This is a genomic window from Xanthobacter tagetidis, assembly GCF_003667445.1.
Lineage (GTDB): Bacteria > Pseudomonadota > Alphaproteobacteria > Rhizobiales > Xanthobacteraceae > Xanthobacter > Xanthobacter tagetidis.
The window spans coordinates 24784-48791 of sequence record NZ_RCTF01000003.1; the positions used below are offsets into that span (position 1 = coordinate 24784).

General features: G+C 70.3%; 19 protein-coding genes. 3 read left to right on the plus strand and 16 right to left on the minus strand.

Translation table 11 applies throughout. The features are described 5' to 3' along the window. Nucleotides 1–16: 16 nt before the first annotated feature. The 6 genes from D9R14_RS04540 to D9R14_RS04565 form a co-directional block, all read right to left on the minus strand. The gene (locus D9R14_RS04540) at nucleotides 17–2194 is read right to left on the minus strand and encodes a hybrid sensor histidine kinase/response regulator (protein ID WP_121622139.1); all 2178 of its coding nucleotides are present in this window, start codon (nucleotides 2192–2194) and stop codon (nucleotides 17–19) included. Then, nucleotides 2191–4323, minus strand: coding sequence for a methyl-accepting chemotaxis protein (locus D9R14_RS04545; RefSeq protein ID WP_170168491.1), 2133 nt, complete (start codon nucleotides 4321–4323; stop codon nucleotides 2191–2193). Before D9R14_RS04545 ends, D9R14_RS04540 begins: the two co-directional genes overlap by 4 nt. Before the next feature lie 13 nt (nucleotides 4324–4336). Beyond that, nucleotides 4337–4951 carry a chemotaxis protein CheW gene (locus D9R14_RS04550; protein WP_170168492.1) on the minus strand — a complete coding sequence of 205 codons (615 nt, stop codon included), beginning with the start codon at nucleotides 4949–4951 and terminating at the stop codon, nucleotides 4337–4339. Continuing rightward, nucleotides 4935–6341, minus strand: coding sequence for a CheR family methyltransferase (locus D9R14_RS04555; RefSeq protein ID WP_170168493.1), 1407 nt, complete (start codon nucleotides 6339–6341; stop codon nucleotides 4935–4937). The genes D9R14_RS04550 and D9R14_RS04555 overlap by 17 nt, the downstream gene beginning before the upstream one ends. Before the next feature lie 8 nt (nucleotides 6342–6349). Beyond that, nucleotides 6350–6835: a chemotaxis protein CheW gene (locus D9R14_RS04560; RefSeq protein ID WP_121622143.1), complete on the minus strand. Its 486-nt coding sequence runs from the start codon at nucleotides 6833–6835 to the stop codon at nucleotides 6350–6352. 355 nt (nucleotides 6836–7190) lie between these two features. Then, on the minus strand, nucleotides 7191–8129 hold the full coding sequence (locus D9R14_RS04565; RefSeq protein WP_245420556.1) for a hydrogen peroxide-inducible genes activator: 939 nt from the start codon (nucleotides 8127–8129) through the stop codon (nucleotides 7191–7193). A gap of 77 nt (nucleotides 8130–8206) precedes the next feature. On the opposite strand from D9R14_RS04565, the gene D9R14_RS04570 reads away from it, so the two are divergent. The 3 genes from D9R14_RS04570 (at nucleotide 8207) to D9R14_RS04580 (ending at nucleotide 10738) form a co-directional block, all read left to right on the plus strand. Continuing rightward, on the plus strand, nucleotides 8207–8443 hold the full coding sequence (locus D9R14_RS04570) for a hypothetical protein (RefSeq protein ID WP_121622145.1): 237 nt from the start codon (nucleotides 8207–8209) through the stop codon (nucleotides 8441–8443). A 184-nt stretch (nucleotides 8444–8627) separates the two neighbouring features. Beyond that, complete coding sequence (locus D9R14_RS04575) at nucleotides 8628–9614, plus strand: TerC family protein (RefSeq protein ID WP_121622146.1); 987 nt, start codon at nucleotides 8628–8630, stop codon at nucleotides 9612–9614. A gap of 152 nt (nucleotides 9615–9766) precedes the next feature. Beyond that, nucleotides 9767–10738 (plus strand): sodium-dependent bicarbonate transport family permease, encoded by a 972-nt coding sequence (locus tag D9R14_RS04580; RefSeq protein ID WP_121622147.1) that lies wholly within the window; start codon nucleotides 9767–9769, stop codon nucleotides 10736–10738. Nucleotides 10739–10765: 27 nt separating this feature from the next. On the opposite strand, the gene D9R14_RS04585 is transcribed toward D9R14_RS04580, so the two are convergent. From D9R14_RS04585 to D9R14_RS04630, 10 genes are all read right to left on the minus strand, one after another. Further along, nucleotides 10766–11608, minus strand: coding sequence for an ABC transporter ATP-binding protein (locus D9R14_RS04585; protein ID WP_121622148.1), 843 nt, complete (start codon nucleotides 11606–11608; stop codon nucleotides 10766–10768). A 3-nt stretch (nucleotides 11609–11611) separates the two neighbouring features. Then, a complete protein-coding gene (locus tag D9R14_RS04590; protein ID WP_121622149.1) occupies nucleotides 11612–12574 on the minus strand; it encodes an ABC transporter substrate-binding protein in 963 nt (320 codons plus the stop codon). Nucleotides 12575–12675: 101 nt separating this feature from the next. Next, on the minus strand, nucleotides 12676–13467 hold the full coding sequence (locus D9R14_RS04595) for an ABC transporter permease (protein ID WP_121622150.1): 792 nt from the start codon (nucleotides 13465–13467) through the stop codon (nucleotides 12676–12678). A gap of 40 nt (nucleotides 13468–13507) precedes the next feature. Beyond that, entirely contained in the window at nucleotides 13508–17152 is a 3645-nt protein-coding gene (locus D9R14_RS04600) for a hydantoinase B/oxoprolinase family protein (protein ID WP_121622151.1), read from the minus strand. A gap of 94 nt (nucleotides 17153–17246) precedes the next feature. Continuing rightward, nucleotides 17247–18155 (minus strand): ABC transporter substrate-binding protein, encoded by a 909-nt coding sequence (locus tag D9R14_RS04605; RefSeq protein ID WP_210210811.1) that lies wholly within the window; start codon nucleotides 18153–18155, stop codon nucleotides 17247–17249. Between the two features lie 22 nt (nucleotides 18156–18177). Next, nucleotides 18178–18675 (minus strand): (2Fe-2S)-binding protein, encoded by a 498-nt coding sequence (locus D9R14_RS04610; protein WP_121622152.1) that lies wholly within the window; start codon nucleotides 18673–18675, stop codon nucleotides 18178–18180. After that, the gene (locus tag D9R14_RS04615) at nucleotides 18672–19544 is read right to left on the minus strand and encodes an FAD binding domain-containing protein (protein ID WP_121622153.1); all 873 of its coding nucleotides are present in this window, start codon (nucleotides 19542–19544) and stop codon (nucleotides 18672–18674) included. Before D9R14_RS04615 ends, D9R14_RS04610 begins: the two co-directional genes overlap by 4 nt. After that, complete coding sequence (locus D9R14_RS04620; RefSeq protein ID WP_121622154.1) at nucleotides 19541–21904, minus strand: xanthine dehydrogenase family protein molybdopterin-binding subunit; 2364 nt, start codon at nucleotides 21902–21904, stop codon at nucleotides 19541–19543. Before D9R14_RS04620 ends, D9R14_RS04615 begins: the two co-directional genes overlap by 4 nt. 7 nt (nucleotides 21905–21911) lie before the next feature. Further along, nucleotides 21912–22286: a 2Fe-2S iron-sulfur cluster-binding protein gene (locus D9R14_RS04625; RefSeq protein ID WP_121622155.1), complete on the minus strand. Its 375-nt coding sequence runs from the start codon at nucleotides 22284–22286 to the stop codon at nucleotides 21912–21914. Then, on the minus strand, nucleotides 22286–23974 hold the full coding sequence (locus D9R14_RS04630; RefSeq protein WP_210210812.1) for an FAD-binding protein: 1689 nt from the start codon (nucleotides 23972–23974) through the stop codon (nucleotides 22286–22288). Before D9R14_RS04630 ends, D9R14_RS04625 begins: the two co-directional genes overlap by 1 nt. Between the last annotated feature and the right edge of the window lie 34 nt (nucleotides 23975–24008).

The window sequence follows — 24008 nt, forward strand, 5'->3', positions numbered from 1 at the left end:
ATCTTCGCATCGCCACTCACAGTACGCTCCTCACGAGATCAATGAGCATAGACTGGTCAAACGCGGACTTCATCATGTAGGCGTTGGCCCCCAACTTCAATCCGAGATCGTGATCCTTGCGCTCCTCCAGTGCCGTGACGAGGACGATGGGAAGTTGCTTCAGCCGCGGATCGGCGCGAATGCGCTCCGTCAACTCGAATCCGTTCATGTGGGGCATGTCGACGTCCGAGATGACGGCGTCGAAGGAGCGGAGCTGGAGCGCGGACCACGCTTCCATGCCGTCGGCGACGGCCTCCACCTCGTAGCCCGCGGCCTGCAGAAGCCCCGTCTCCATGGCGCGGGTGGTCAGGGAATCGTCCACGATCAGCAGCCGATGCTTGCGCGCGGGCCGCGACGGCTGATCGACCGGCAGGCGCGATGGGCCGAGCGCGATGGCATCGAGCAGGTCGGCGGTCCGCAGGATGAGGCCGAGGCGCCCGCTGCCGAGCATGCCGGCGGCCATCACATGACGCACACGCAGCAAAGGCGGGCGCAGCTCCTTCACCATCACCTCGCACTCGCCGACGATCTCGTCCACAGCGACGATGCAGCGCCGCAGGCCGTGGCGGATGACGAGCGCGCTGCCGAGGCTCGCCGCCTCGCGCCGTGCGCCCCGCGGATCGCCGAGCAGCCGCGACAGGTGCGCGAACGGCACGGCGCCCCCCTCGAACTGCACCACGCCCCGCTCGAACGCCTCCACGCGGGCCGCCGCGGGCAGCAGGAAGGTGCGCTCCACCGCGTCGCGCGACAGGATGACGTCGGCGTCCCCGACCTTCACGGCGATGCCGCGGAAATTGGCCAGAGCGGCCGGCACCTCCAGCCGCAGCACCGTTCCAATTCCCGGGGTCGAGTGGAGGCGAACGCTGCCGCCCAGCCGCTCAACCCGCTCGCGCACGATGGCGAGCCCGAGGCCGCGGCCGGACACGGCGGTGATCACGCCGCGCGTGGAGAGGTTCGACTGGAACACCAGATCGAGGACATCGATCTCCGGCAGATCGCGGGCCTCCTCGGCGGTGAGCATGCGGCTGCGCACCGCCACCGCGCGCACCGCTGCGACGTCGATGCCGGCGCCGTCGTCGGAGACTTCTATGGCGACGCGTCCGCCGTCGGCCGGGGCCATCGCGATCGCCACGGTGCCCACCGCCGGCTTGCCCGCCCGGGCGCGCGCATCGGCGGGCTCAATGCCATGGTCGATGGCATTGCGGACCGCGTGGATGAGCGGGTCCTTGATCCGCTCGGCCACCTCGCGGTCGATCAGCAGGTCCGCACCCGAGGTGCGCCAGGAGATGGCCTTGCCCATCTCCCGCGCCAGATCGGCGACCATGTCCGGGAAGACCGCGAGCAGATCGCCGGCCGGCATCAGCCGCGCGCGACGCAGCTCCATCATGAGCGCGTCGGCGGTGACGCGCAGCGACCGGCTGTCCTCCGCCAGCGCCGTGGCAAGCCGGCGCGCCGACTGGTCGATGGCCTTGAACTCGTCCGCCGGAAGCTCCGCGGCGCCGGCCTCCCCCTGGGCGCGGCCGGCGCCGCGCAGGTGCCGGCGGAACTCGGCCACGTGGTGCGCCAGCCTTCGCGCTTCCTCACTGCGCGCCTGACCGGCGAGGCGGGGTCCGAGCAGCTCTTCCGCCATCAGCCCGAGGCGCTGGATCTGCCCGGTCTCGATCCGCACGAAGCTGGGCGCGGCGGCCTTGCGCGCGGCAGCGGAGGCGGACGGCGCGGCAGCTGCCGGCATGGCGGCCGCCGGCGGCTCCCATGCGATCCCGGAGGCGGCCCGCTCCACCTGCTCCGGCGCCGGCTGCGCGGTGCTGGGGGCCAGCGCGTTGCGGGTGACCGTTTCGAGGCGCTGGGTCAGCTCCCGCAGGTTGCCGTGCGCCGTGGTGTCGAAGGCGGTGTGCCCCTCAACCAGCTCGCCGCACAGGTCCTCGATCTCATGGCAGAGCTGCTCCACAGCGTGGATCGACAGCGAGCGCGCGGCGCCCTTGAAGGTGTGCACGATGCGGAACAGGCTCTGAAAGGATACGCTCGCCGCAGCGGCGTCCCGCGCACGCGCCAGTTCTTCCATCTCCCGGGCGATGCCGCGCAGATGGTCCGCCGCCTCTTCCTGGAAGATCACGAGCAGCCGCGTGCGCAGTTCGTCCTGAGCTTTGCGTGTCATGTGGGGATGCGCGCGCCTCCCTGGCCCAACGAGACCCGGTTGACGATGCTTTCCAGCGTCACCGCGAGGTCGTGCAGGCTGCGCGCCGACTGCTCCACCTGGGCGGTTGCGGAGACGGTCTGCGCGGACGAGACTTCGATATTGTCCACCGCCAGCGCGATCTGCTCGATGCCAGCCTGCTGCTGCTCGGCGGCCACGAGGTTCTGGCGGGCGGCCTGGGAGGCGTCGGTGATGCGGCCGGCAAGGCTGGAAATGGCCGCGCCCGACTGGCGCGAGGTGGTCACCGTGGCATCCGATGCCTTGGCGAACTGCTCCGCAGCGATCACCGCCGCCTGGGCGGAGCGCTGGATATCGGCGATGATGCGCCGGACCTGGGCGGTCGCCGCCTTGGATTGCTCGGCGAGCTCCTTGACCTCGCTCGCCACCACCGCGAAGCCGCGCCCAGCCTCGCCGGCCTTGGCCGCCTCGATGCTGGCATTGACCGCAAGCAGGTTGGACTTCTCGGCGATCTCGCCCACCGTCGCGTTGATCTCCGCGATCTCGTGCGTGCGCTCGCTGAAGCCCATGATGCGCTCGGCGAGGCCCCCGAGGCGCTGGCGGCCGTCCTCGGTGGAGCGGACGGCCTCCTCCACCGATAGCAGCCCAGCATCGGCGATGGCTTCGGTCTTCTGGGCCGTGTCGAGGACGGTCTGCGTGCGCCGCGCCACCGATTCTCCGGCCTGCCGCAGTTCGTGGACCGAGGCCGCCATCTGGCGTACCGCGGCGGCCTCCTCCGCGGTGGCGGCGGCCTGCTGGCTGGTGGCCGCCAGGATCTCGGCGGTGGCCGAGCCGAGCTGCGCCGTCGCCGACTTGATCTCGCCGACGAGCAGCCCGAGCGAGCGCGACATCGAATTGAGCCCGTGGCCGAGACGCTCCAGGTCGCCGACATTGTCGACGGCGACCTCGGCCGAGAAGTCGCCGGCGGCGACCTGCTCGGCGAAGCGTCCATAGTCCGTCACCGTGCGCTCCAGCACGGATCGGGCCGTGCGCTCGTCATCGATGCGCGTCTGCAGGGTCTGCGCCATGCCGTTGAGCGCCGTGGCAAGGCCGGCGAGCTCGCTCGGTCCCCCCTCCGGCGCACGCAGGTCGAGATGGCCGGCGGCGATCTCCTCTGCGGTGCTGTGCAGACGCTGGATGGGACGGGCGATCATGCGTGCGAGGAGGAAGGTCAGAAGCCCGCCCACCAGCACCGCGGCCAGCGGCCAGACGCTGCTGGAGGCGAGCAGCGCATAGAATTCCTCATTCAGCTCGGTATGTTCCTGGCTGAGCCACAGCTTCCATCCGGTGGACGGGACGGTGGCGAACGCGGCGAAGCGGTCGACCTTGCTCTCGTCCGGATAGAGTTCGATGCGCCCCTCCGTCGCGCCGCGAATATGCTGCCAGATGGCCTGCGCCGAGAAGTTGAAGCGCTGCTTCACATACATGGGGTTGGAATGGGCCACGGTGTTGCCGTCGCGGGTGGCGACGACCGCACGGCCCGTGCGGCCCAAATGGATGCGGCTGACAAGCTGGGTGAGCGAATCGAGGTCGATGGTCCCCACGAGGACGCCGGCGATGCCCTGGTCGCGGATCAGAATCGGCGCGGCCATGATCATCAGCGGCGCGCCTGAAGCGCGGCCGATCAGGACCTCGGGGTCGATATAGGGCTTGCCGGTGCGCATCACCGTCTGGAAGTAGCCGCGATCAGCGATGTCGAGGCCGGCGAGCCTCTGGCCGGTTTCGGCGTTCTCGGGATCGGAATAGCGCACGATCCCGTCGGTGGAGGCGACGAGGATCCGGTCGAACAGGGGAAAGCTGCGGCGCATCCGCGTGAGCGTGGGCAGCGTCTGCCCGGGCTGAAGCGCATCGGCGCCCAGGTCCTCGCCCACGAACCCCAGGAGCTTCTGGTGGTCGGTGAGCACGCGGTCCACATAGAGCGCGGCTTCCGAGGCGAAAAGCTGGTTCTGGCTGAGCGTGGTGTCGAGCACCAGCGCACGGGTCTTCAGCGTGTAGCCGATGGCGAGCAGGGCCACCGGCACCAGCGAGGCCAGGATGCCGCCGATAATGACCAGACGACTGATGCCCATGGTGACCGCGGGTTTGTGCTGCATGACCGTTTTTCTTCTATGGGGTGGAAGAGGGGCGCAGGCGGTGGTCGACGACGAGACGCGCGCTGAGTGACAAGGCCTCGGCATCGAGCACGCCGGTGCCGTCCGGCAGCAGCGCGCAGAGCAGGCCGGCGCCGGCGGCGCCGCGCTGGGGCGTGGCCTCCCGCGCCAGGCCGAACAGCGCGTCGGCGGCGAGCCCGATGGCGCAGCCGGGATCGCCGAGCAGGATGGCGAAGGCCGGCGTCGTGGGCGCGGCCACCGGCCGATCCAGCAAGGCGTTGACGTCGACGACGGCGTACAGCAGGCCGCGGTGCATCAAAAGGCCGAGATGCGCCGCGCCGACCCCGGGAAGCGGAACCAGCTGATCGATAGGCACCACGGCCTCCGCCGCGGGGATATCGATGGCATAGCGCTGGCCGGCGAGCCCGAACACCACCAGGTCGTCGCCGGGCGCGGGGCCGGCGCGCTCCTCGGGAGCGGTCAGCGCCTGAGCGCGCTTTGCCATGTGCGCGGCCTGCGCCTCCGGCGAGGCGCCATCCGCCAGTCGGACGGAGATCGCATCGAGGCGCTCGTGGATGCGCCCCCAGTCGATGCCCTGCGCGGACGGGCGCGGCTCAGACCGGTCGGGCACGGTTGCCTCCTTCGGCCGGAACGGCGCCGAGACGCCGCGCGGCCTGCCGGATGTGGCCGGCCTCGATGCCCAGCTGGCGACCCACCAGATTGCCGCCGCCATCCATGTCGAGCAGCCGCACCGCCTCGCTCAAGGCGCGCCGTGCCCGCTCGGTATCGCCCTTGCGCAGCTGGACGATGGCATCGACATAGTGGGCTGCGGCCGCGCCTGGGGCCGACGCGAGGCTGTGCCGGGCCGCGGCTTCCGCGGCCGGGATGTCGGCGAGCGCCTGGCAGACCAGCGCCATGAGCAGGCGGGCCTCGGGACGCGTCGCCAGCATCTGGCCGCACAGGTGCCGGGCCTCCTGCAGGAGGCCGAGATCTGCGAGCAGGCGTGCCCGCTGGAGCGGATCCGCATCCTGATGCGGCACAGGCGGCACGTGCGCCGCCGCCGTCTTGCGTGGCTCTGCCGCAGGCGCCGTTCCTTCTCCCGGATGCGCGCGCGTCGTCCCGGCCGGGCTCTTCGCTGCGGCGCTCCGGAGGGCGGTTCGGGCTGCGGTCGCGGACGTAGTCTTCGGCCCCTCCTTGGCGAACAGAATGGCCTGGCCGACGTTCAGAATCCGCAGCGGCGCAAACCAGGATGCGGTCGCCTCCACCGGGGAGACCGCTAGCATGCCGCCCTCTCCCACCAGCGCGCACAGCGCCCGAGCGAACGCCGGCTGGAGCGACGGCTCCATGTGGATCAGCATGTTCCGGCAGATGACGAAATCCGCCGGTCCTGGGAGCGCGCCCGTGGCGCCGGCCGCCACCGCGTCCGCGAGATTGAACAGCCGGAAGTCCACCTTGCCGCGCAGCCGCGCGTCGAGGGCGACCTGCCCGCGGCCGGCGGGCCGAAACCAGCGCGCGCCTTCTTCCGCGCTGACCTCGCGGATCGCGCGCAGGTCGTAGACGCCCGCCCGCGCCTCCTCCAGCGCCGCAGCGCACAAATCGAGGCCGACGATCTCCACGGTCCAGCCGGCCTCCAGGCCGATCAAGCCTTCCAGGATGATGGCGAGCGAATAGGGCTCCTCGCCGGAGGCGCAACCCACGCTGAGGCAGCGCAGCCGCCGGCTGCCGTCGCTCCGCCGGGCGGCGACGAGGGGGTGCAGCGCCGCCTCGATCAGCGAGTCCCACCAGGCCCGCTGGCGGAAGAACGAGGTCTCCCGGATTGTGACGAGCTTGATGACCTCCTGCCAAATCGGCGCGGACCAGGGCTGCGCCTCGAACTGCACCCATGCGGGGGGGCCGCCGGGGCTTTCGAGCAGATCGCGGGCGCGGTCGAGCGCCGGCTTGAGACGCCTATCGAAGTGACTGGGCAGAGCCAGGCCCAGCCGCTGTGAGATCAGGTCCCGGAAGGCCGTGAGGTCACCCATCGGCGGGCTCATGACGCGAGGCCGGATTGATGCCGGTCGACGGCCACCCTGAGGTCCTCGACATCGCTGGCGGACAGCCATGTGCCCGGATCGCGCAGCACGATCAATTGCTCCTCGCCCGCGGCGCTGGCGGCGAGATAGCCTATTCCGGGAACGATCTCATCGAGAGCGAGCCAGTCTTGGGCGCCGATCACGCGGACGCCTTCCACGGTTTCGCACAGCAGGCCGAACTGTTGCGATGGCGTCTCGACCACGACGATGCGGCTGGCGAGCGTGATGGCGTCCCGCGCGCCGCCACCGCGCCGCGCGAGATCGACGACGACAAGCGGTTCACCATGCAGGTTCAGCAAGCCGGCGACGATCGCCGGCGCTTCCGGAAGCGGGGAGGGGAGGGGCGCCGCAATAACCTTCCGGACGGTGTCCACGGGGATTCCCACGCGCATGTCGCCGCAACGGGCGACCACAATTGTGCGCCGCTCCTCCAACGTCGACATCACAGGACGCCTCCCCAATATTATCTCTAAAATATAGCAAAATCACGCGCACGGACAAGTCGAATCGGCGGCAAAGTGCCGGGCGCCGGGCCATCTTGATCGTGTTTTATTTAGCTCGAGTCTTGTCAATTTGAGCGGAACTGTGATTCTCATGATCGCGCGCAGAGGCAGGCCGTCCGAACGTGAAGGCGGCGTGTAACCCAGACCGACCGAAATCGCCATCTCCTGCGCGCGCCTTTTGGGGCGCCTGAACCGAAGATCGGTGGTTCGAGCCCGCCAGCCTCAACATCGCGAATTCTGAAAATCTCGAATGCGAGAAGGATCGCGGCGCTGACGTGCGTCGGCCGGTGCCGTCTCAACGCGCCGGCAGGCCGAGGGCGGTGCAGGTGGCTTCGCTTTCGCCTGCCAATTGCTCGAACTGGCGTGCGCGCCCGTTGCCGGCGCGCCAGAAATAGCCCATGTCGCGGCTGGCCGGCCAGCCGTCCAGCGTGAGCAGCGCGATGTCGTCCTCCACCCGGAATTCGGAGCGGGCGTAGAGTTCGGGGAACAGCGACAGGCCCATGCCCATGAGCACCATCTGGCGCAGCGCGTCGAGGCTGGTGCCCTCATAGTCCTCGCGCATGTCGGCACCGCACGCGGCCGCGAGCTCGCGCGCCCGCTCGAACAGGTGGTGGCCGCGCCCGAGCGTGAGCAGCCGCTCGCCGCGCAGCGCGCTCGGGTCCACATGGCCCGCGGCGGCCAGAGGGTGATCCTTCGGCACGCCGAGGAAGATGGTTTCCCGGCACAGATGGCGGAACGTGACGGCGTGCCCGGAATCCGGCGCCGGGCCGAGCCCGCAGTCGAGCGTGCCGGCGATGACGTCGCGCAGGATCACCGCCGGGCGCTCCTCCTTGATGTAGATCTGCAGCGCGGGGTACTTCGCGTGCAGCGCCGGCAGCAGGTTGGGCAGGAAATAGGGACCGAAGGTCGGTGCGACGCCGAGCCGGATCAGCCCACCCAGATTGCGCGTGCCGCTCGCCGCCGTGGCCACGATGTCGTCGAGGGTGAGCAGCACCGCGCGCGCCGCCTCCACCACCTGCGCGCCCACCGGCGTCGGCACCACCCGGCCGGGCGTGCGGTCGAACAGGGTTGCGCCGAGCTGCGCTTCGAGCTGGGCGATCTGCACCGAGAGCGTCGGCTGCGAGACATGGCAGCGCCGCGCCGCCGCGCCGAAATGGCCGGCCTCGGCCAGAGCGACGGCATATTCCAACTGCCGGTGAGTGGGGCGGAACACCATGGCGATAGTTTCACTCAATCAGGAATATTGAAACTATGCATTGGAACTATGGGGCCGTCCACGCCATCCTTCGGGGGTAGCGAAAGGAGGAAGATGTGGACCCGTTCCTGAAGTCCCTGAGCGCCCGCCGGACCATCGTCGATGCCGAGCTGGAGGCGGAGCGCAACCGCGCCGCGCCCGACGGCGAGCGGCTGGTGGCCCTGCGGCGCATGCGGCAACAGCTCGGCGTCCAGATCGCGTACATCCGCCGCGAAGGGCGCCAGATCGCCGAGGTGATGGTGGTGCGCAAGCCGCGCCGCCTCACCGGCCTGACGCTGAAGCCGGTCCGCTGACCGGCCGTCCGCTGCGGCTGCTATCCCGCGCGTATCCGAGGTCCGGGCCCCTCTGACGGCACGCGCCGCCATGTCGGTCCTCTCACCGCCACCCCCTGGCAGACGAGCGCCTTTCAAGGTCCGCGGCACCGCCCGTGCCGCGGATGGACGTGCGCGCCCGTCCGAGACTTGACTGGAGGACCTCATGGACTTTCTCGCCGGCCTCATCACCGCAGACCTTGTGGGCAAGCCCGCCTGGCTCTGGCTGAGCTTTCTCGCCATCGTGTTCGTCCTGCTGGCGTTCGACCTCGGCGTGCTGAACAAGGGCAACAAGGAGCTCGGCATCGCGGAAAGCCTGAAGCTCTCGGCCTTCTACATCGCAGTTGCCGTCGCCTTCGGCGGCTGGGTCTGGTACTCCATGGGGCCGGTCGCCAGCATGCAGTACTTCACCGGCTATGCGATCGAAAAGGCGCTGTCGATCGACAACGTCTTCGTCATCTCGCTGATCTTCAGCTATTTCGCTATTCCCCGTATCTACCAGTACCGGGCCTTGGTCTGGGGCATCATCGCGGTGCTGGTCCTGCGCGGCATCATGATCGGCGTCGGCGCGGCGCTGGTGCAGGAATATGACTGGGTGCTGCTGCTGTTCGGCGCTTTCCTTGTCGCCACCGGCATCAAGATGCTGCTGGTGAAGGAAGGCGAGGCCGACGTGTCCCGGAACCCCGTGGTGCGCCTCCTGTCACGCCACCTGCGCGTGACACCGCAGCTGCATGGCGAGCGCTTCTTCGTGCGCCAGCCGCATCCCGCGCATGGTGGGCTGGTGCTCTGGGTGACGCCGCTGTTCCTGGCGCTGGTGGTCATCAACATCGCCGACCTCGTATTCGCGGTCGACTCGGTGCCGGCCATCTTCGCCATCACCACGGACACCTACATCGTGTTCACCGCCAACATCATGGCGATCCTCGGCCTGCGTGCCCTCTACTTCGCGCTGGCGGCCATGGTGCATCGGTTCGAATACCTGAAATATGCGCTGGCTCTGGTTCTGGTCTTCATCGGCGGCAAGATCTTCTGGAACCACTTCTACGGGAAGCTCGACCCCGCCATCTCGCTCGGCGTGACGCTCGCCATGATCGCCGGCGGCATCGCCTACTCGCTGTGGAAGACGCGGCGGTCCGCCGCCGGCGCCCACTGACGGGCCGGCGGCCGATGGCGCCGCCTGTCCCACCCTGAACTCCCGTGACGGCCGGCCTTCGCGCCGGCCGTCGCATGACCGGCAGCCGCCTCCGCCCGCCGAGAGGATGGCGTGCGCCGCCGCCCTTCGCCCCCGCCGCCCGGAGATGCCCCATGTCGCTCGCCAGCGCCGCCCTCCTGTCGCCTCCGGTCCTGTGCTTCGGCCTGGGCGCGCTCGCCTGCGCGCTGCGCAGCAATCTGCGCGTGCCGGCGCCGGTGTTCGAGGCCGTGTCCATCTACCTGCTGCTGGCGATCGGGCTGAAGGGCGGGGCGGAGCTCGCGGAGACGCGCTGGTCGGACTTTGCCGCGCCCGCCGCCGCCGGGCTGGCGCTCGGCGTGCTGATCCCGCTCTGGTGCTTTGTCGCGCTCAGGCGGCTCGCCGGCTTCGGCGTCGCCGATGCCGCAGCGCTGGCCGCGCATTACGGCTCCGTGTCCGCGGTCACCTTCATCGCGGTGGTGAGCTATCTGGAGCGCGCCGGCACGCCGCATGAGGGCTTCATGACCGCGATCCTGGCGCTGATGGAGGCGCCGGCCATCCTCGTCGCGCTGCTCCTCGCCCGCATGGCCGGCCCGAAGGCGGAAAGCGGACCCGGGGACGGCCTCGCCGCCGCGCTGCACGAAGTCATCTCCGCCAAGAGCTTCCTGCTGCTCGTGGGCGGGCTCGTCATCGGCGGCCTCATCGGCAAGACGGGCCTCGCCCCGGTGCGGCCCTTCTTCGGCGACCTGTTCCTCGGCTTCCTCTGCCTGTTCCTGCTGGAGCTCGGCATCGTCGCCGCGCAGAAGGCGGACGCGGCGTGGCAGGCGGGCGGTCGCCTCCTCGCCTTCGCGCTTGCGGCGCCGCTGGTGAACGGCGCGCTCGGGCTCCTCGCGGGCCACCTGGCGGGGCTGTCGGAGGGCGGGGCGGTGGTGCTCGCGACTCTTGCGGCGAGCGCCTCCTACATCGCGGCCCCGGCGGCGGTGCGGCTCGCCTTGCCGGAAGCCAACGCCGCCTATTCTCTGGCGGCGAGCCTCGCCATCACCTTCCCGTTCAACGTCGTGCTCGGCATCCCGCTTTATGCCGCGCTCGCCGCATGGCTCTATGGCTGAGCCGGCGTCCCGGGCCCGGCGCGCCGCCTATTCCGCCTCGGAATGGCGGCCGATGTCGCCCCAGATGCGCTCGCACAGATCGCGGAACTCCGGCAGGAGGCGCACGGCGCGGAAGTCGCGCGGGCGCGGCAAGTCGATGCGATACTCGCTCTTGATCCGGCCGGGCGGCCCCTCCATCACGATCACCCGGTCGGACAGGCCGACCGCCTCCTCGATGTCGTGGGTGACGAACACCACCGACTTCGCATCCTGGCTCCAGATGCGGAGCAGCTCGCGGCCGAGGATCATCTTGGTCATGGCGTCGAGCGCGCCGAACGGCTCGTCCATGAGATAGAGCTCGGGCCCGTAGGCGAGCAGGCGGCCGAGCGCCGCGCGCTGGCGCATGCCGCCGGAGATGGCGCTGGGGCGGTAGTCGGCATAGCGCTCCAGGCCGAGCAGCTTCAGCAGCTCGGCGATGCGCGCGGGGCGGGCGGCCGGCGGGGTGCCGTTCAGCTCCAGCGCGATGGAGATGTTTTCGGACACGGTTGCCCAGGGCAGCAGCGTGTCGCGCTGGAACATGAAGCCGACGCCCGGCGGCGGCTCCGTGACCTCGCGGCCGGCGACCACGATGCGGCCCTCGCTCACCGGCGTCAGGCCGGAGATGAGGCGCAGCATGGTGGACTTGCCGCAGCCGGACGGCCCGACGATGGACAGGAACTCCCCCTCGGCGAGGGTGAGGTCCACGTTCTCGATCACCCGGGCGACGCCGCCGTCCGGGGTGGGGAAGGTCTTCGACACCCCGACCACCTTCACCCGCGGCGGGGCGCAGGCCGCCGGGCTTTCACCCGGCGTCTGCGGTGCGCTCGTGGCGCGCTCCATGAGGCTCGCCATGCTCTACTTCGCGCCCAGCTTGGGGTCGAACACCTCCTCCACCGTCACCGGCTTCAGCGTGTCGTCGGAGACCAGGACGATCTCGTTCAGGTTCTTGATCGAATCCGGGCTCACCACGCCGCCGGCCGGGGTGCGGGCCACGGCGGTCTTCGCCACCGCCGCGATCAGGCTGGGCGAGAAGTTCGGATACATGGTGGCGAGCACCGTCTCGGCGAGCTTCGGATCGGCTTTGAGGTCGGCGATCGCCTTCACCACGGCGCCGGTGAACGCCTTCGCCGCGGCCGGGTTCTTCTCCACCCACGACTTCAGCACGAGCGCGCCGAACGAGGCATAGGGCATCTCGCGATAGTCGATCACCACCCGGTAGGCGCCCGCCTTCTCCAGCATGGCGGCGACGTCGGTGGTGATGAGCAGGCCAGCATCCACCTGGCCGCTGTCGATGGCCGCCATCATCGGCACGCCGCCGCCGGTTCCGACGATCTGCACCTCGCGCTCCGGGCTGATGCCCGCCTTGGTGAGCGAGTAGCGCAGCGTGTTGTCGGTGAGGCTGCCGGGGGAGGTGATGCCGATCTTCTTGCCCTTGAGGTCGGCATAGTCCTTGCCGGGGAAGGAGGCCTTGGCCATCAGCGCGTAGGAGTGGAATTCGTCGAGCGCGACCAGGATCTGCGCCGGCTGGCGGCGGGCCTTCAGGCGCACCACGTGGTCGGCGGCGCACAGGCACATGTCGATGGAGCCGCTCACCAACGCCTGCACGGCCGGGCCGCCGCCCTTGAACGCGGTGATCTCCAGCTCGATGCCGGCGTCCTTGAAGTAGCCTTTCTCCTTGGCGGTGTAGATCGGCAGCAGCGCCTCGTTGAAGGCGGCGGTTCCGGCGGTGATCTTGGTCTGCGCCGCGGCCGGCAGGCCGAGGCCGGCCAGCGCCGCCGCCGCGAGGGCGAGGGTCTTGAGGCGGAAAGTCGGTGACATCTCTGGCTCCCCTGGAAGGTTGGGACGGGTGTCACTCCGTGTGCGTTTCCTCAGCTTTTCTTGGCTTTGCGTGCCGCGTTCCGGGTCACGGATTGTTCGGTCTATTTGGCCGGCGTGAGCCAGCGCTCCAGCAGGTTGACGGCCTGGTTCATGAGCACGGCGATGATCATCAGCGCCGTGAGGCCGGCGAACACGCCGGTGGTGTCGAGGCGGCCGGAGGCGTGCTCCACGTACCAGCCGAGTCCGCGATTGGCGCCCAGCAGCTCGCCCAGCACCGAGCCGATGAGCGCGAGGCCGACGCTGATCCGCGCCGCCGCGAACAGCCACGGCAGCATGGCGGGCAGTTGCACCCGCCGCGCGATGAAGGCCGGCGAGGCGCGCATGGAGCGCATGAGGTCGATGTGGTCGCGGTCCACTTCCTTGAGCCCCTGCATGGTGTTGAGCAGGAAGATGAACACCACGAACGAGAACGCCATCATGACCTTCGAGAGCAGGCCGATGCCGAACCACAGGATGAACAGCGGCGCGAGCGCGATGCGCGGCAGGCTGTAGAGCCCCATGATGTAGGGATCGAGCGCCTCCGCGAGCCGCGGATAGCGCGCCAGCAGCAGGCCGAAGCCGAAGCCCACCACGAGGCCAAGCGCGAGGCCCAGCAGCGCCTGCCAGACCGTGGCGCTGGAATGCCACCACAAATCCCCGTTGAGGGTGATGCGCCACAGCCGCTCGGCGACCAGTTCGGGGCTGGAGATCCAGAACGGGTCGAGGATCGTGTTCGCCACCACGTACCAGGCCCCCACCGACAGCACGAAGACGAGCAGGCGGTCGAACCACAGCCGCACCTTGGCGGGCGACAGGAAGGGCCTCGCCGGGCGGACGTCGGTCTCTGCGCTCATCGGCGGTCTGCCTTTCCGGGTAGGGGAGGGGGAAGCGGCGTCACGACACCGCCTCGTGCTCGGCTTCGGCGGTGGCGCGCGGCCGCTCGGAAGCCGGCCCGTAGCCGCCGCCGGTGGGGGTCTCGACGATCACCGCGTCGCCGGCATCGAGCGTCGCCTGGCCGCAGCCGCCCAGGTCCTCGACGGTGCCGTCGGCGCGGCGCACGCTGTTGCGTCCGAGCGCGCCGACCTCCCCGCCGCCGACGCCGAAGGGCGGCACGCGGCGGTGCGAGGTGAGCACCGCGCATTCCATGCGCTCCAGGAAGCGGATGGTGCGGCGCGTGCCGTCGCCGGCATTCCAGCGCCCTTTGCCGCCGGAGCCGGGGCGCAGATGGAAGTCCTCCAGCACCACGGGATAGCGGAACTCCAGCACCTCCGGGTCGGTGAGGCGGGAATTGGTCATGTGGGTATGCACCCCGCCGACGCCGTCGAAGCCGGGACCGGCCGGCGCGCCGGAGCAGATGGTCTCGTAATACTGGTAGATCTCGTTGCCGAAGGTGAGGTTGTTCATGGTGCCCTGGGCCGAGCCGAGCGCCCCAAGTGCGCCGAACAGGCAGTCGGTGACGTTCTGGCTCACCTCCACGTTCCCGGCCACCACGGCGGCGGGATAGACCGGGGCGAGCATGGAGCCTTCCGGCACGACGATGCGGATCGGCCGGAGGCAGCCCGCGTTCAGCGGGATCTTGCCCTCCACCATGACGCGGAACACGTAGAGCACGGCGGCCTGCGTCACCGGGCCGGGGGCGTTGAAATTGTCCGGCCGCTGCGGCGAGGTGCCGGTGAAGTCCACCACCGCCTCGCGCTTCTGCTTGTCGATGGTCACCTTCACCTTGATGACCGAGCCCTGGTCCAGCTCCACCTCGAAGGCGCAGTCGTCCAGCGTGTCGAGCACCCGGCGCACGCTCTCGGCGGCATTGTCCTGGACGTGGCCCATATAGGCCGCGACCACGTCGAGCCCGAAATGGGCGATCATCTTGCGCAGCTCGGACGCGCCGCGCTCGGAGGCGGCGATCTGCGCCTTCAGGTCGTTGACGTTCTGCACCACGTTGCGCACCGGGTAGCGCGCCGAGGTGAGCAGCTCCACCAGCTCCTTTTCGCGGAAGCGGCCTTCCTCCACGAGCTTGAAGTTGTCGATATAGACCCCTTCCTCCTCGATGTTGGTGGCGCGCGGCGACATGGAGCCGGGCGCGACGCCGCCCACGTCCGCATGGTGGCCGCGGGCCGCGACGTAGAACAGCGTCTTCTTGCCCGCGTCGTCGAACACCGGCGTCACCACCGTGATGTCCGGCAGGTGGGTGCCGCCGTTATAGGGGGCGTTGATGGCGTAGACGTCGCCCGGCTTCATGCGCCCGCCATTGGCGCGGATGATGCTCTCCACCGACTTGTCCATGGAGCCGAGATGCACCGGGATGTGCGGGGCGTTGGCCACCAGCCGCCCGTCTGCGTCGAACACCGCGCAGGAGAAGTCGAGCCGCTCCTTGATGTTCACCGAATAGGCGGTGTTCTGCAGCGTCACGCCCATCTGCTCGGCGACCGACATGAAGAGATTGTTGAAGACCTCCAGTAGCACCGGGTCGGCCTCGGTCCCCAGCGCCGCGGCATGGCGGGCGGCGACGCGGCGGGTCAGAACGAGGTGGTTGCGCGCCGTGATCTCGCCCGCCCAGCCGGGCTCGATGACGATGGTCTGGTGCGGCTCGATCAGCAGCGCCGGGCCGGTGATGGTCTCGCCGCGCTTCACCTGGTCGCGCAGGAACACCCCGGCCTCGTGCCATTCGCCCTGGGAGAAGAAGCGCGTGAGTGCCGCCGGGGCGGCGTCGCCCGCCGTGACGGGTTCTTCCGCCTCGTCGATCTTCGAGCCGCCGCCGATGGCCTCGGCGGAGATGGCCTCGATCACCAGCGCCTTGGTGGCGTCGATGAAGCCGAAGCGGGCACGGTGGGCGGCCTCGAAGGCGGCCTTCATTTCGGCGACCGGGCCGAACGGCACCAGCAGCGAGGTGTCGGTGCCGGCATAGCGCACATGGGCGCGGCGCATCACGGCGATCTCGGCGGCGGGGATGCCCTGGCCATCCAGCTCGGCGCGCACCACCGCGGCCTCGCCGTCGAGCGCGGCGCGGGCGATCTCGGCGCCCTTGTCGTCGAGCGGCGCCTCCACGGTGCGCTGGCGGGTCGCGCGGATGTCCGCGAGCCCCATGCCATAGGCCGAGAGCAATCCCGAGAAGGGATGGATCAGCACCGTGCGCATGCCGAGCACGTCCGCCACCAGGCAGGCGTGCTGCCCGCCGGCGCCGCCAAAGCATTGCAGCGCGTACTCGGTCACGTCATAGCCGCGCTGCACCGAGATCTTCTTGATGGCGTTGGCCATGTTCTCGACCGCGATGCGGATGAAGCCGTCCGCCACCGCCTCGGGGGCGCGGTCATCGCCGATGCGGGCGGCGAGCGCGGCGAAGGCGGCGCGCACGGTCTCGGTGTCGAGCGGCTGGTCGCGGCCGGGGCCGAAGATCTTCGGGAAGAAGGCGGGATCGAGCTTGCCCACCATAACGTTGGCGTCGGTGACGGCGAGCGGGCCGCCGCGCCGGTAGCAGGCGGGACCGGGATTGGCGCCGGCGGAGTCCGGGCCGACGGTCAGGCGCGCGCCGTCAAAATGCAGGATCGAGCCGCCGCCCGCCGCCACGGTGTGGATGGCCATCATGGGCGCGCGCATGCGCACGCCGGCCACCTCGGTCTCGAACGCGCGCTCATACTCGCCGTCGAAGTGCGACACGTCGGTGGAGGTGCCGCCCATGTCGAAGCCGATCACCTGGCCGAAGCCGGCGATCTTCGCGGTCTCGACGCAGCCCACCACGCCGCCGGCCGGTCCGGAGAGGATGGCGTCGCGGCCCTGGAACAGGGTGGCGTCGGTGAGCCCGCCGGACGACATCATGAACATCAGGCGGGTTGCCGCGTCGTCGCTGTTCAGCTCGCCCGCCACCTGGTCCACGTAGCGGCGCAGGATGGGGGAGAGATAGGCGTCCACCACCGTGGTGTCGCCGCGCCCCACCAGCTTCATGAGCGGCGAGACCTCGTGGCTCACGGACACTTGCGGGAAGCCGACCGCGCGGGCGATCTCGGCTACCTTCTGCTCGTGAGCCGGATAGCGGTAGGCGTGCATGAAGACGATGGCGCAGGCCTCCGCGCCGCGGGCGCGGGCGGCTTCCAGGTCGGCGCGCACCTGGTCGAGGTCGGGCGCCAGCTCGATGGTCCCGTCGGCGCGCACGCGCTCGGCCACTTCCACCACGTCGCGGTAGAGCTGCTCGGGCTTGATGATGCGCTTGGCGAAGATGTCCTGCCGGTCCTGGTAGCCGATGCGCAGCGCGTCGCGGAAGCCGCGCGTGGTGACGAGCACGGTGGGCGCGCCCTTGCGTTCCAGCAGTGCGTTGGTGGCCACCGTGGTGCCCATCTTCACCGCGGCAATCTTCTCGGCCGGGATCGGCGCGCCGGGAGCAAGGCCCATCAGCTCGCGGATGCCGTGGATGGCGGCGTCGCGATAGGCTTCCGGGTTCTCAGACAGCACCTTGTGCGCCACGAGGCTGCCGTCCGGCCGCCGCGCGACGATGTCGGTGAAGGTGCCGCCGCGATCGATCCAGAAATCCCACCGAGAACCGTTCATCGTCCGCTCTGTCCCGTCTGCCCGGCTTCGCCGGATGTTATATACGTTACAATTATGTGTATTATATAATTACACAATCATACTCGTCTGCCGCTCACGCCGCCACCACCTGGTGGTAGGCGAGGTCGCGGTCGATCAGGCCCATGTCGCGGCTGAAGGCGAGGAGGCTCGCCACCGTCTGCGGCCGGATAGCCGTGTCGTAATAGGGAAAGTCGCGCCGGATCAGGCCGGCGATCAGCTCCGCTTCGGCGGGTGGGAACAGGCGCCGGCCGATGGCGGTGGCGCGCTCCGGGTCCTCGATCAGCGCGAGCTGGGCGCGCCGGATCGCGCGCGTGACCTTGGCGGGCATCTCGTGGTCGGCGGCGATCAGCCGGTCCGGCAGCGCCACCGAGGCGAAAGTGTAGCCGAAGCAGCCCTCGGGGCCGTCGCCGCGGCGGATGTCGAGCACCACGTCGCCGAGCCCCTCGCGCACCGCCACCTCGGCGGCCATGCCGTTGGCCCAGAAGCCGTCCACCACCCCGTCGGCCAGCGCCTGAACGGCGGAGAGGCCGAAATTCGGCCCCTTCACGGGCGATTTCGGCACCGGGCCGATGCGGATGTCGTCGCGCGCCTCGTCGAGGCCCGCGGCCTTCAGGAGGCGCTTCAGCCCCAGCTCCACCCACGGCGCAGCGCCGATCCGGCAGCCCTTCACCGCCGCGACGTCGCCGCGCTTGGCGCCGATCTGGCGCTTCAGCACCAGGAACCAGTACATGCCCTGCGCCTGGGCGCAGACCAGCTTCACGCCCTCGAAATTGGGATAGGCGGCGAGCGCCGGATGGGCCGAGGCGGCGACGATGTCGATCGCTCCGTCGCGCATGGCCTCATAGGATTTGTTGGGCGGGAAGATCAGCTCCAGCGACACGTCGAGCCCCTCGTCCGCGAAGCAGCCGAGCTCGATGGCGGCGATGGCGGGGAAGTAGGAGTTCGAGACCTTGTCCGGGATCGCGAGCTTCATCTTCTGCATGGGGCCTCCTCCGGGATTTTTATCATTGGGCGGCCGCGCGGGGCGCGGCGTTGAGCACCGAGAGCGCGGCATCCACCATGCCCTGGTAGCCGGTGCAGCGGCAGAGATTGCCGGCCAGCGCGCGGCGCACGCTGGCCTCGTCCGCCGGACCGCCGTCGAGGTCGCGCTGCAATTCGATCAGCGTCATCACCACGCCGGGGGTGCAGTAGCCGCATTGCAGGCCATGATGGGCGCTGAGCGCCTCCTGGATCGGATGCAGCGTGCCGTCGGGGAGAGCGACGCCCTCGATGGTGGTGACGGCGCGCCCGCGCGCCTGCACCGCCAAGGTGAGGCAGGAGCGCACGCTCTCGCCGTCAAGCAGCACCGTGCAGGCGCCGCACACGCCGTGCTCGCAGCCCATGTGGGTGCCGGTGAGATGGAGGGAATGGCGCAGGAAGTCGCACAGATGCGCGCGCGGCTCCACCTCGCCTTCGCGCGGCGTGCCGTTGACGGTGAGGGCGATGCGCACCCGCTCGCTCATGCCGCCGCCCTCCGCGCCCGGCCGGCGGCGCGCGCCAGTGCGCGCTCCGTGAGCACGCCGGCGAGATGGCGCTTGTAGGCGGGCGGCGCGAACGGCGCTTCGTCGGCCGCAAGTGCGCCGGCCGCCGCCCCGGCGGCGCGGAACGCGTCCTGATCGGCGCGGGCGCCGACGAGGTCCGCTTCGATGCCGGACAGCCGCACCGGCGCCTCGGCGAGGCCGCCGATGGCGATGGCGAGGCGGGAGAACGCGCCGGACGCGTCCAGCGTGGCGAGGGCGGCGACGCACACCACGCAGAAGCTCTCGCCGCGCCGCGTCACCTCCTCGAAGGCATGGCCGTGGCCCTTGGGCCAGAGCCGAAGCGCGACCCGCGTCAGCATCTCGTCGGGCGCGATCTGGGTCATGAGATAGCCTTCGGCGAGTTCGCCGATGGGAAACTGCCGCGCGCCGGCCGCGCTCTCCACCGTCAGCATCGCGTCGAGGGCGCTTGCGGCCACGGGGATCTCGGCGGTGGGGTCCATGTGGGCGATGCTGCCGCCCACCGTGCCGCGGTTGCGGGTCTGCTGGAAGCCCACATGCTCCATCGCCTCCGCCAGCAGGGGACAGGCCTCGTGCACCAGAGCGGCGCGCTCGGCGGCGCGCTGGCGCGTCATGGTGCCGATCACCAGCGCGTCGCCCGCGCGGCTGATGCCGGCCAGTTCCGGCACGCCGTTGAGGTCGATGAGGTGGGTCGGGCCGGCGAGGCGCAAATTCATCATCGGCAGCAGCGACTGCCCGCCGGCGAGCACCCGCGCATCGTCCAGCCCCGCGAGCATGTCCAGCGCTTCCGCCTTGGTGGCCGGCGCGTGATAAGCGAAGGGCGCGGCCTTCATAAGCGCGCCTCCGGTGTCGCCAAATCCGGATGCATCAGCGCGAACAGGCGCGACGGCGTCGCCGGCAGGTCGCGGACGGCGACGCCGAACGGCTTGAGCGCGTCCTCCACCGCCGAGGCGATCACCGCCAGCGCGGCGATCGTGCCGCTCTCGCCCGCGCCCTTCACGCCGAGCGGATTGAGCGGGGAGGGCGATTCCATGTGGTGCACCTCGATCCGCGGCGAGGTGTCGGCGGTGGCGAGCAGATAGTCGGCATAGGTGCAGGTGAGCGGCTGTCCGTCGTCGCCATAGGCCATCAGTTCGTAGAGCGCGGTGCCGAGCCCGTGCACCACGCCGCCGATGATTTGCCCGTCCACCATCATCGGATTGATGAGGCGCCCGCAGTCATGCACCACCACGTAGCGCGTCACGCTGACGATGCAGGTGGCCGGGTCCACCTCCACCTCGCACACATGCGTTCCGTTGCAATAGGTCATGCCCTTCGGCTGGTAGTCCACAGCCGCCGAAAGGCCCGGCGGCGTGCCGGGGGGGAGGGCGAAGCCGGGCAGGCCGGCGAGCGCGGAAGCGACCTCGCCGAGCGAGCGCCCGCGCCCGGGCACGCCCTTCACATGCACCCGGCCGGCGGACAGCTCCAGGTCCTCCGGGTCCGCCTCCAGCCACTGGGAGGCGACCTTGAGGACTTTGGCGCGCACTTCGCCGGCCGCCTGGTGCGCGGCATTGCCGGCGGTCACCGCCTGGCGGCTCGCGAACGCGCCGAGGCCGAGCGGGCTCGCGGCGGTGTCGCCGGCGATCACGCTCACCGCGTCGGGGCGCACGCCGAGGCCGTCGGCCACCACTTGGGCGAGCATGGTCACGGTGCCCTGGCCCTGCGCCGCCGCGCCGGTCGTCACCACCACCTTGCCGGACGGCCCGATGCGCACCGAGGCGCTCTCGAACGGCCCGCGCCCGGAGCCCTCCACGTAGTTCGATAGGCCGATGCCGATGACGCGCCCCTCGGCGCGGGCCTTGGCGCGGCGCGCCTCGAACCCGTCCCAGCCGGCATGCGCCAGCGCGCGCGCCATGCATTGAGGATAGTCGCCGCTGTCATAGATCATGGAGCCGCCGTCGCGGGTCTTCAGGCCGCTGTCGTAGGGCATCTGCGCGGGCTGGATCAGGTTGCGGCGGCGAATCTCGGCGCGGTCGAGGCCGAGCCTCTCCGCAAGCCGGTCCAGCAGCCGCTCCATCACGAACGTGCCCTGCGGCCGGCCGGCGCCGCGTGTGGGTGTGGACGGGATGAGATTGGTGAGGCTCAGCGCGATGTCGAGCCGGTAGCTCGGCAGGACATAGGGGCCGATGAGGTTGGTGGCGGAATTGTAGGGCAAGGCGACGCCATAGGGCGTGTAGGCGCCGTGGTCGTGCACCAGCGTCCCGCGGATGCCCATGAGCCGCCCCTCGGCGTCGCAGGCCGCCTCCACGGACCAGTACTGGTCGCGCTCCTGCACCGTGGACATGAAGTTCTCGAACCGGTCCTCGATCCACTTCACCGGCGCGCCGGTGAGCACCGCCGCCGCCGCGACCGCCAGTTCCTCCGGATGGAACACGAATTTCGGGCCGAAGCCGCCGCCCACGTCCGGCGCCACCACCCGAACTTGGTGCTCGGCAAGGCCCAGCGTGCGCACCAGCACGCGCTTGGCCTGGTGCGGCATCTGGGTGGAATCCCACACCGTGAGCAAGTCCTCGCCGGCATCAAAGCGGGCGACGAGGCCGCGCGGCTCGATGGAATGGCCGCCCCCCTTGTGGATGTGGAAGTCCTCGGCGATCACGTGCGCCGCGCCGGCGAAAGCGCCGTCCACGTCGCCATAGGCGGCGCTCATCTGCGCCACCAGATTGTCCGGGCAGTCGAGCCGCGCCTGCGGCGCGCCGTCCTTCAGCCCTTCGCGCGGATCGACGATGGCGGGCAGGGGATCGAATGTGACGCCGATCAGCCCGAGCGCATCCTCCGCCACGTGGCGGCTCTCGGCGATGACGAGGGCGATGGGCTCGCCCACATGGCACACCTCGTCGCGCGCCAGCACGAACGGGTCCACGTCGAAGCGGATGGCGCCGGAGGGCATGGCGAGCGGGATGCGGTCGCAGGTCAAAAGCGGCCGCAGGTCCTGATAGGTCAGCACCCGCACGACGCCGGGCAGCGCCTGCGCCGCCGCGGTGTCGATGGCGCCAAGGCGGGCATGGGCGTAGGGGCTGCGCAGGAACGCCGCGTGCAGCATGCCCGGCAGGTGGATGTCGTCGACGAAGCGGCCCTTGCCGCGCAGAAGCGCGTCGTCCTCCAGGCGGCGCACCGCCTGGCCGAACCACGTCTCCTTCTGCTGCGCGGCGTTCATGTCCGCCTCAGGCTCCCGCCGCGACCTTGCCGACGCCGGTCTTCAGCGCGTGCTCCAAGCGCTCGTCGGGCGGGGTGATCTCGGTGACGAGGTCCCTCAGGTGCGCCTTGTTGCCGAGCGGCTCCAGCACCATGTCGCGCGGTTCGAGGCGCGCGGTGCAGGCGTATTCGACCTTGCCGTCGATGACGATCATGCACTCCTTGCAGGTGTTGGCGTTGATGCAGGCATGCCGCACCGACAGCGTCTCGTCGAGATTGGCCCGCACGAAGCGCAGCCCGTCCAGCACCGACTGGCCGGGCGTGTAGGGCACCTCGTAGGACGAGGTCGTGGCCGCATCGCCGGCATTGCCGCGGCGGACGATCAAGGTGGCGGTCTCACGCATCAGGCGACCTCGCGGATGGTTCGGCCCTCGACGGGCGTGCGGCCGAGGACGATGGCGTCGCCGTCCAGCGTCACCGTGTGGTGCAGCACGAAGGCGTCGTCCATGGCGGGGAAGTCGTCGCGCTGGTGCGCGCCGCGGCTCTCCTTGCGGGCGATGGCGCAGAGCGTCACCACCTCGGCCACCAGCAGCATGGTGCGCAGGTCGAACCAGTCGAGCCGCGCCATGTTGTAGGGACCGGGCGCGCCGGGCGGCACCGCGCCGAGGCGGGCCTTGAGGCCGGCAATGGCGCCGAGCGCCCGGGTGAGGCTCTCCTCGGTGCGGAACGGGCCCACGTCGGCCGCCATGACGGCCTGGAGTTCGGCGATCAGGCCGGCGAAGTTCTCACCCTCCTTCGGCCCGCCGGCGGCGGCGAGGTCGAGCGCGCCGGCAGGAACCGGGGCATCCGCATTGCCGGCCGCCTTGGCGAAGCGCGCGGCGGAATGGCCGGCGGTGCGGCCGAACACGAACGCCTCGGTGATGGCGTTGCCGGAGAGCCGGTTGGCGCCGTTCGAGCCGCCGTTCGCCTCGCCGCAGGAGAACAGGCCGGGCACGCCGGTGCGCATGGCCGCGTCCACCTTCACGCCGCCCATGTGGTAGTGCGCGATGGGCGCCACCTCGATGGGCATCTGCGTCAGGTCGATGCCGTTGGCGGCGAGCTTGTCGATCACCGGCCCGAACGAGGCGCGCAGCTCCGCCTCGGGAATGTGCTGGAAGGAGAGATAGGCCCCGCCCGCCGGCGAGCCGCGCCCGGCCTTCACCTCCGAGAGGATGGCGAAGGTGGCGCGGTCGCGCGTCACGTTGTAGGTGCCGGCCTCCTCGTTGCCATAGTCGTTCACGAACTCGCGCATCTCGGCGTTCAGCAGCCGGCCGCCGAGCTTGTAGCGGAACGGGTCCCACATGATCGGGTCCATGCCCACGAGGCGCGGGGCGAGATGGCCGATGGGGAAGAACTGCACGAACTCCATGTCGGTCAGCGTCGCGCCGGCCCGCAGCGCCAGCGCGTAGCCGTCGCCGCCCATGTTGGCGGAGGCGCTGTTGCGCTGGTAGAGGCGGGTGAGGCCGCCGGTGGCGATCACCACCGCCTTCGCCGAAATGGCCACCGGCCGTCCGTCCGCGAGCGAGAAGCCCACCGCGCCGGTGGCGGCGCCGTCGGTCACCACGATGTCGGTAATGTAGAGGTCGCCGACCCGCGTCACCTCCTTCTGCCGCACCACGCGGGTGCGCAGGGTCTTGGCCACCGCGGGGCCGGTGGAGAGGAAGTCCACATAGACGCAGCGCGGCCGGTCGTGGCCCGGCGCATGGGCCTGGCGGATCGAGCCGTTGGCATTGCGCGCCCAGCCCACCTTCCACTCGTCGAGCTGGAGAATGTCGCGCGGACCCTCCTCGCACACCAGTTGCGCGAGCGAGACGTCGCACAGGTCGCGGCCCGCCGCGAGCGTGTCGGCGAGGTGGAATTCCGGGCTGTCCGGCGTCTGCGAGCCGAGCGCCACCGCCACCGTCATCTGCGCCATGATGGTGGCGCCGGAGCGGCTGATGAGGCTGCGGTCGGCGAGGATGACGCTGACGCCTCCGTTCGCCGCCTCCAGCGCCGCCATCATGCCGGCGGCACCGGAGCCGATCACCAGCACATCGGTTTTCAGTTCAACCACGTCCATTGCCACTGTCGCGCCTTTCTCACTGGGT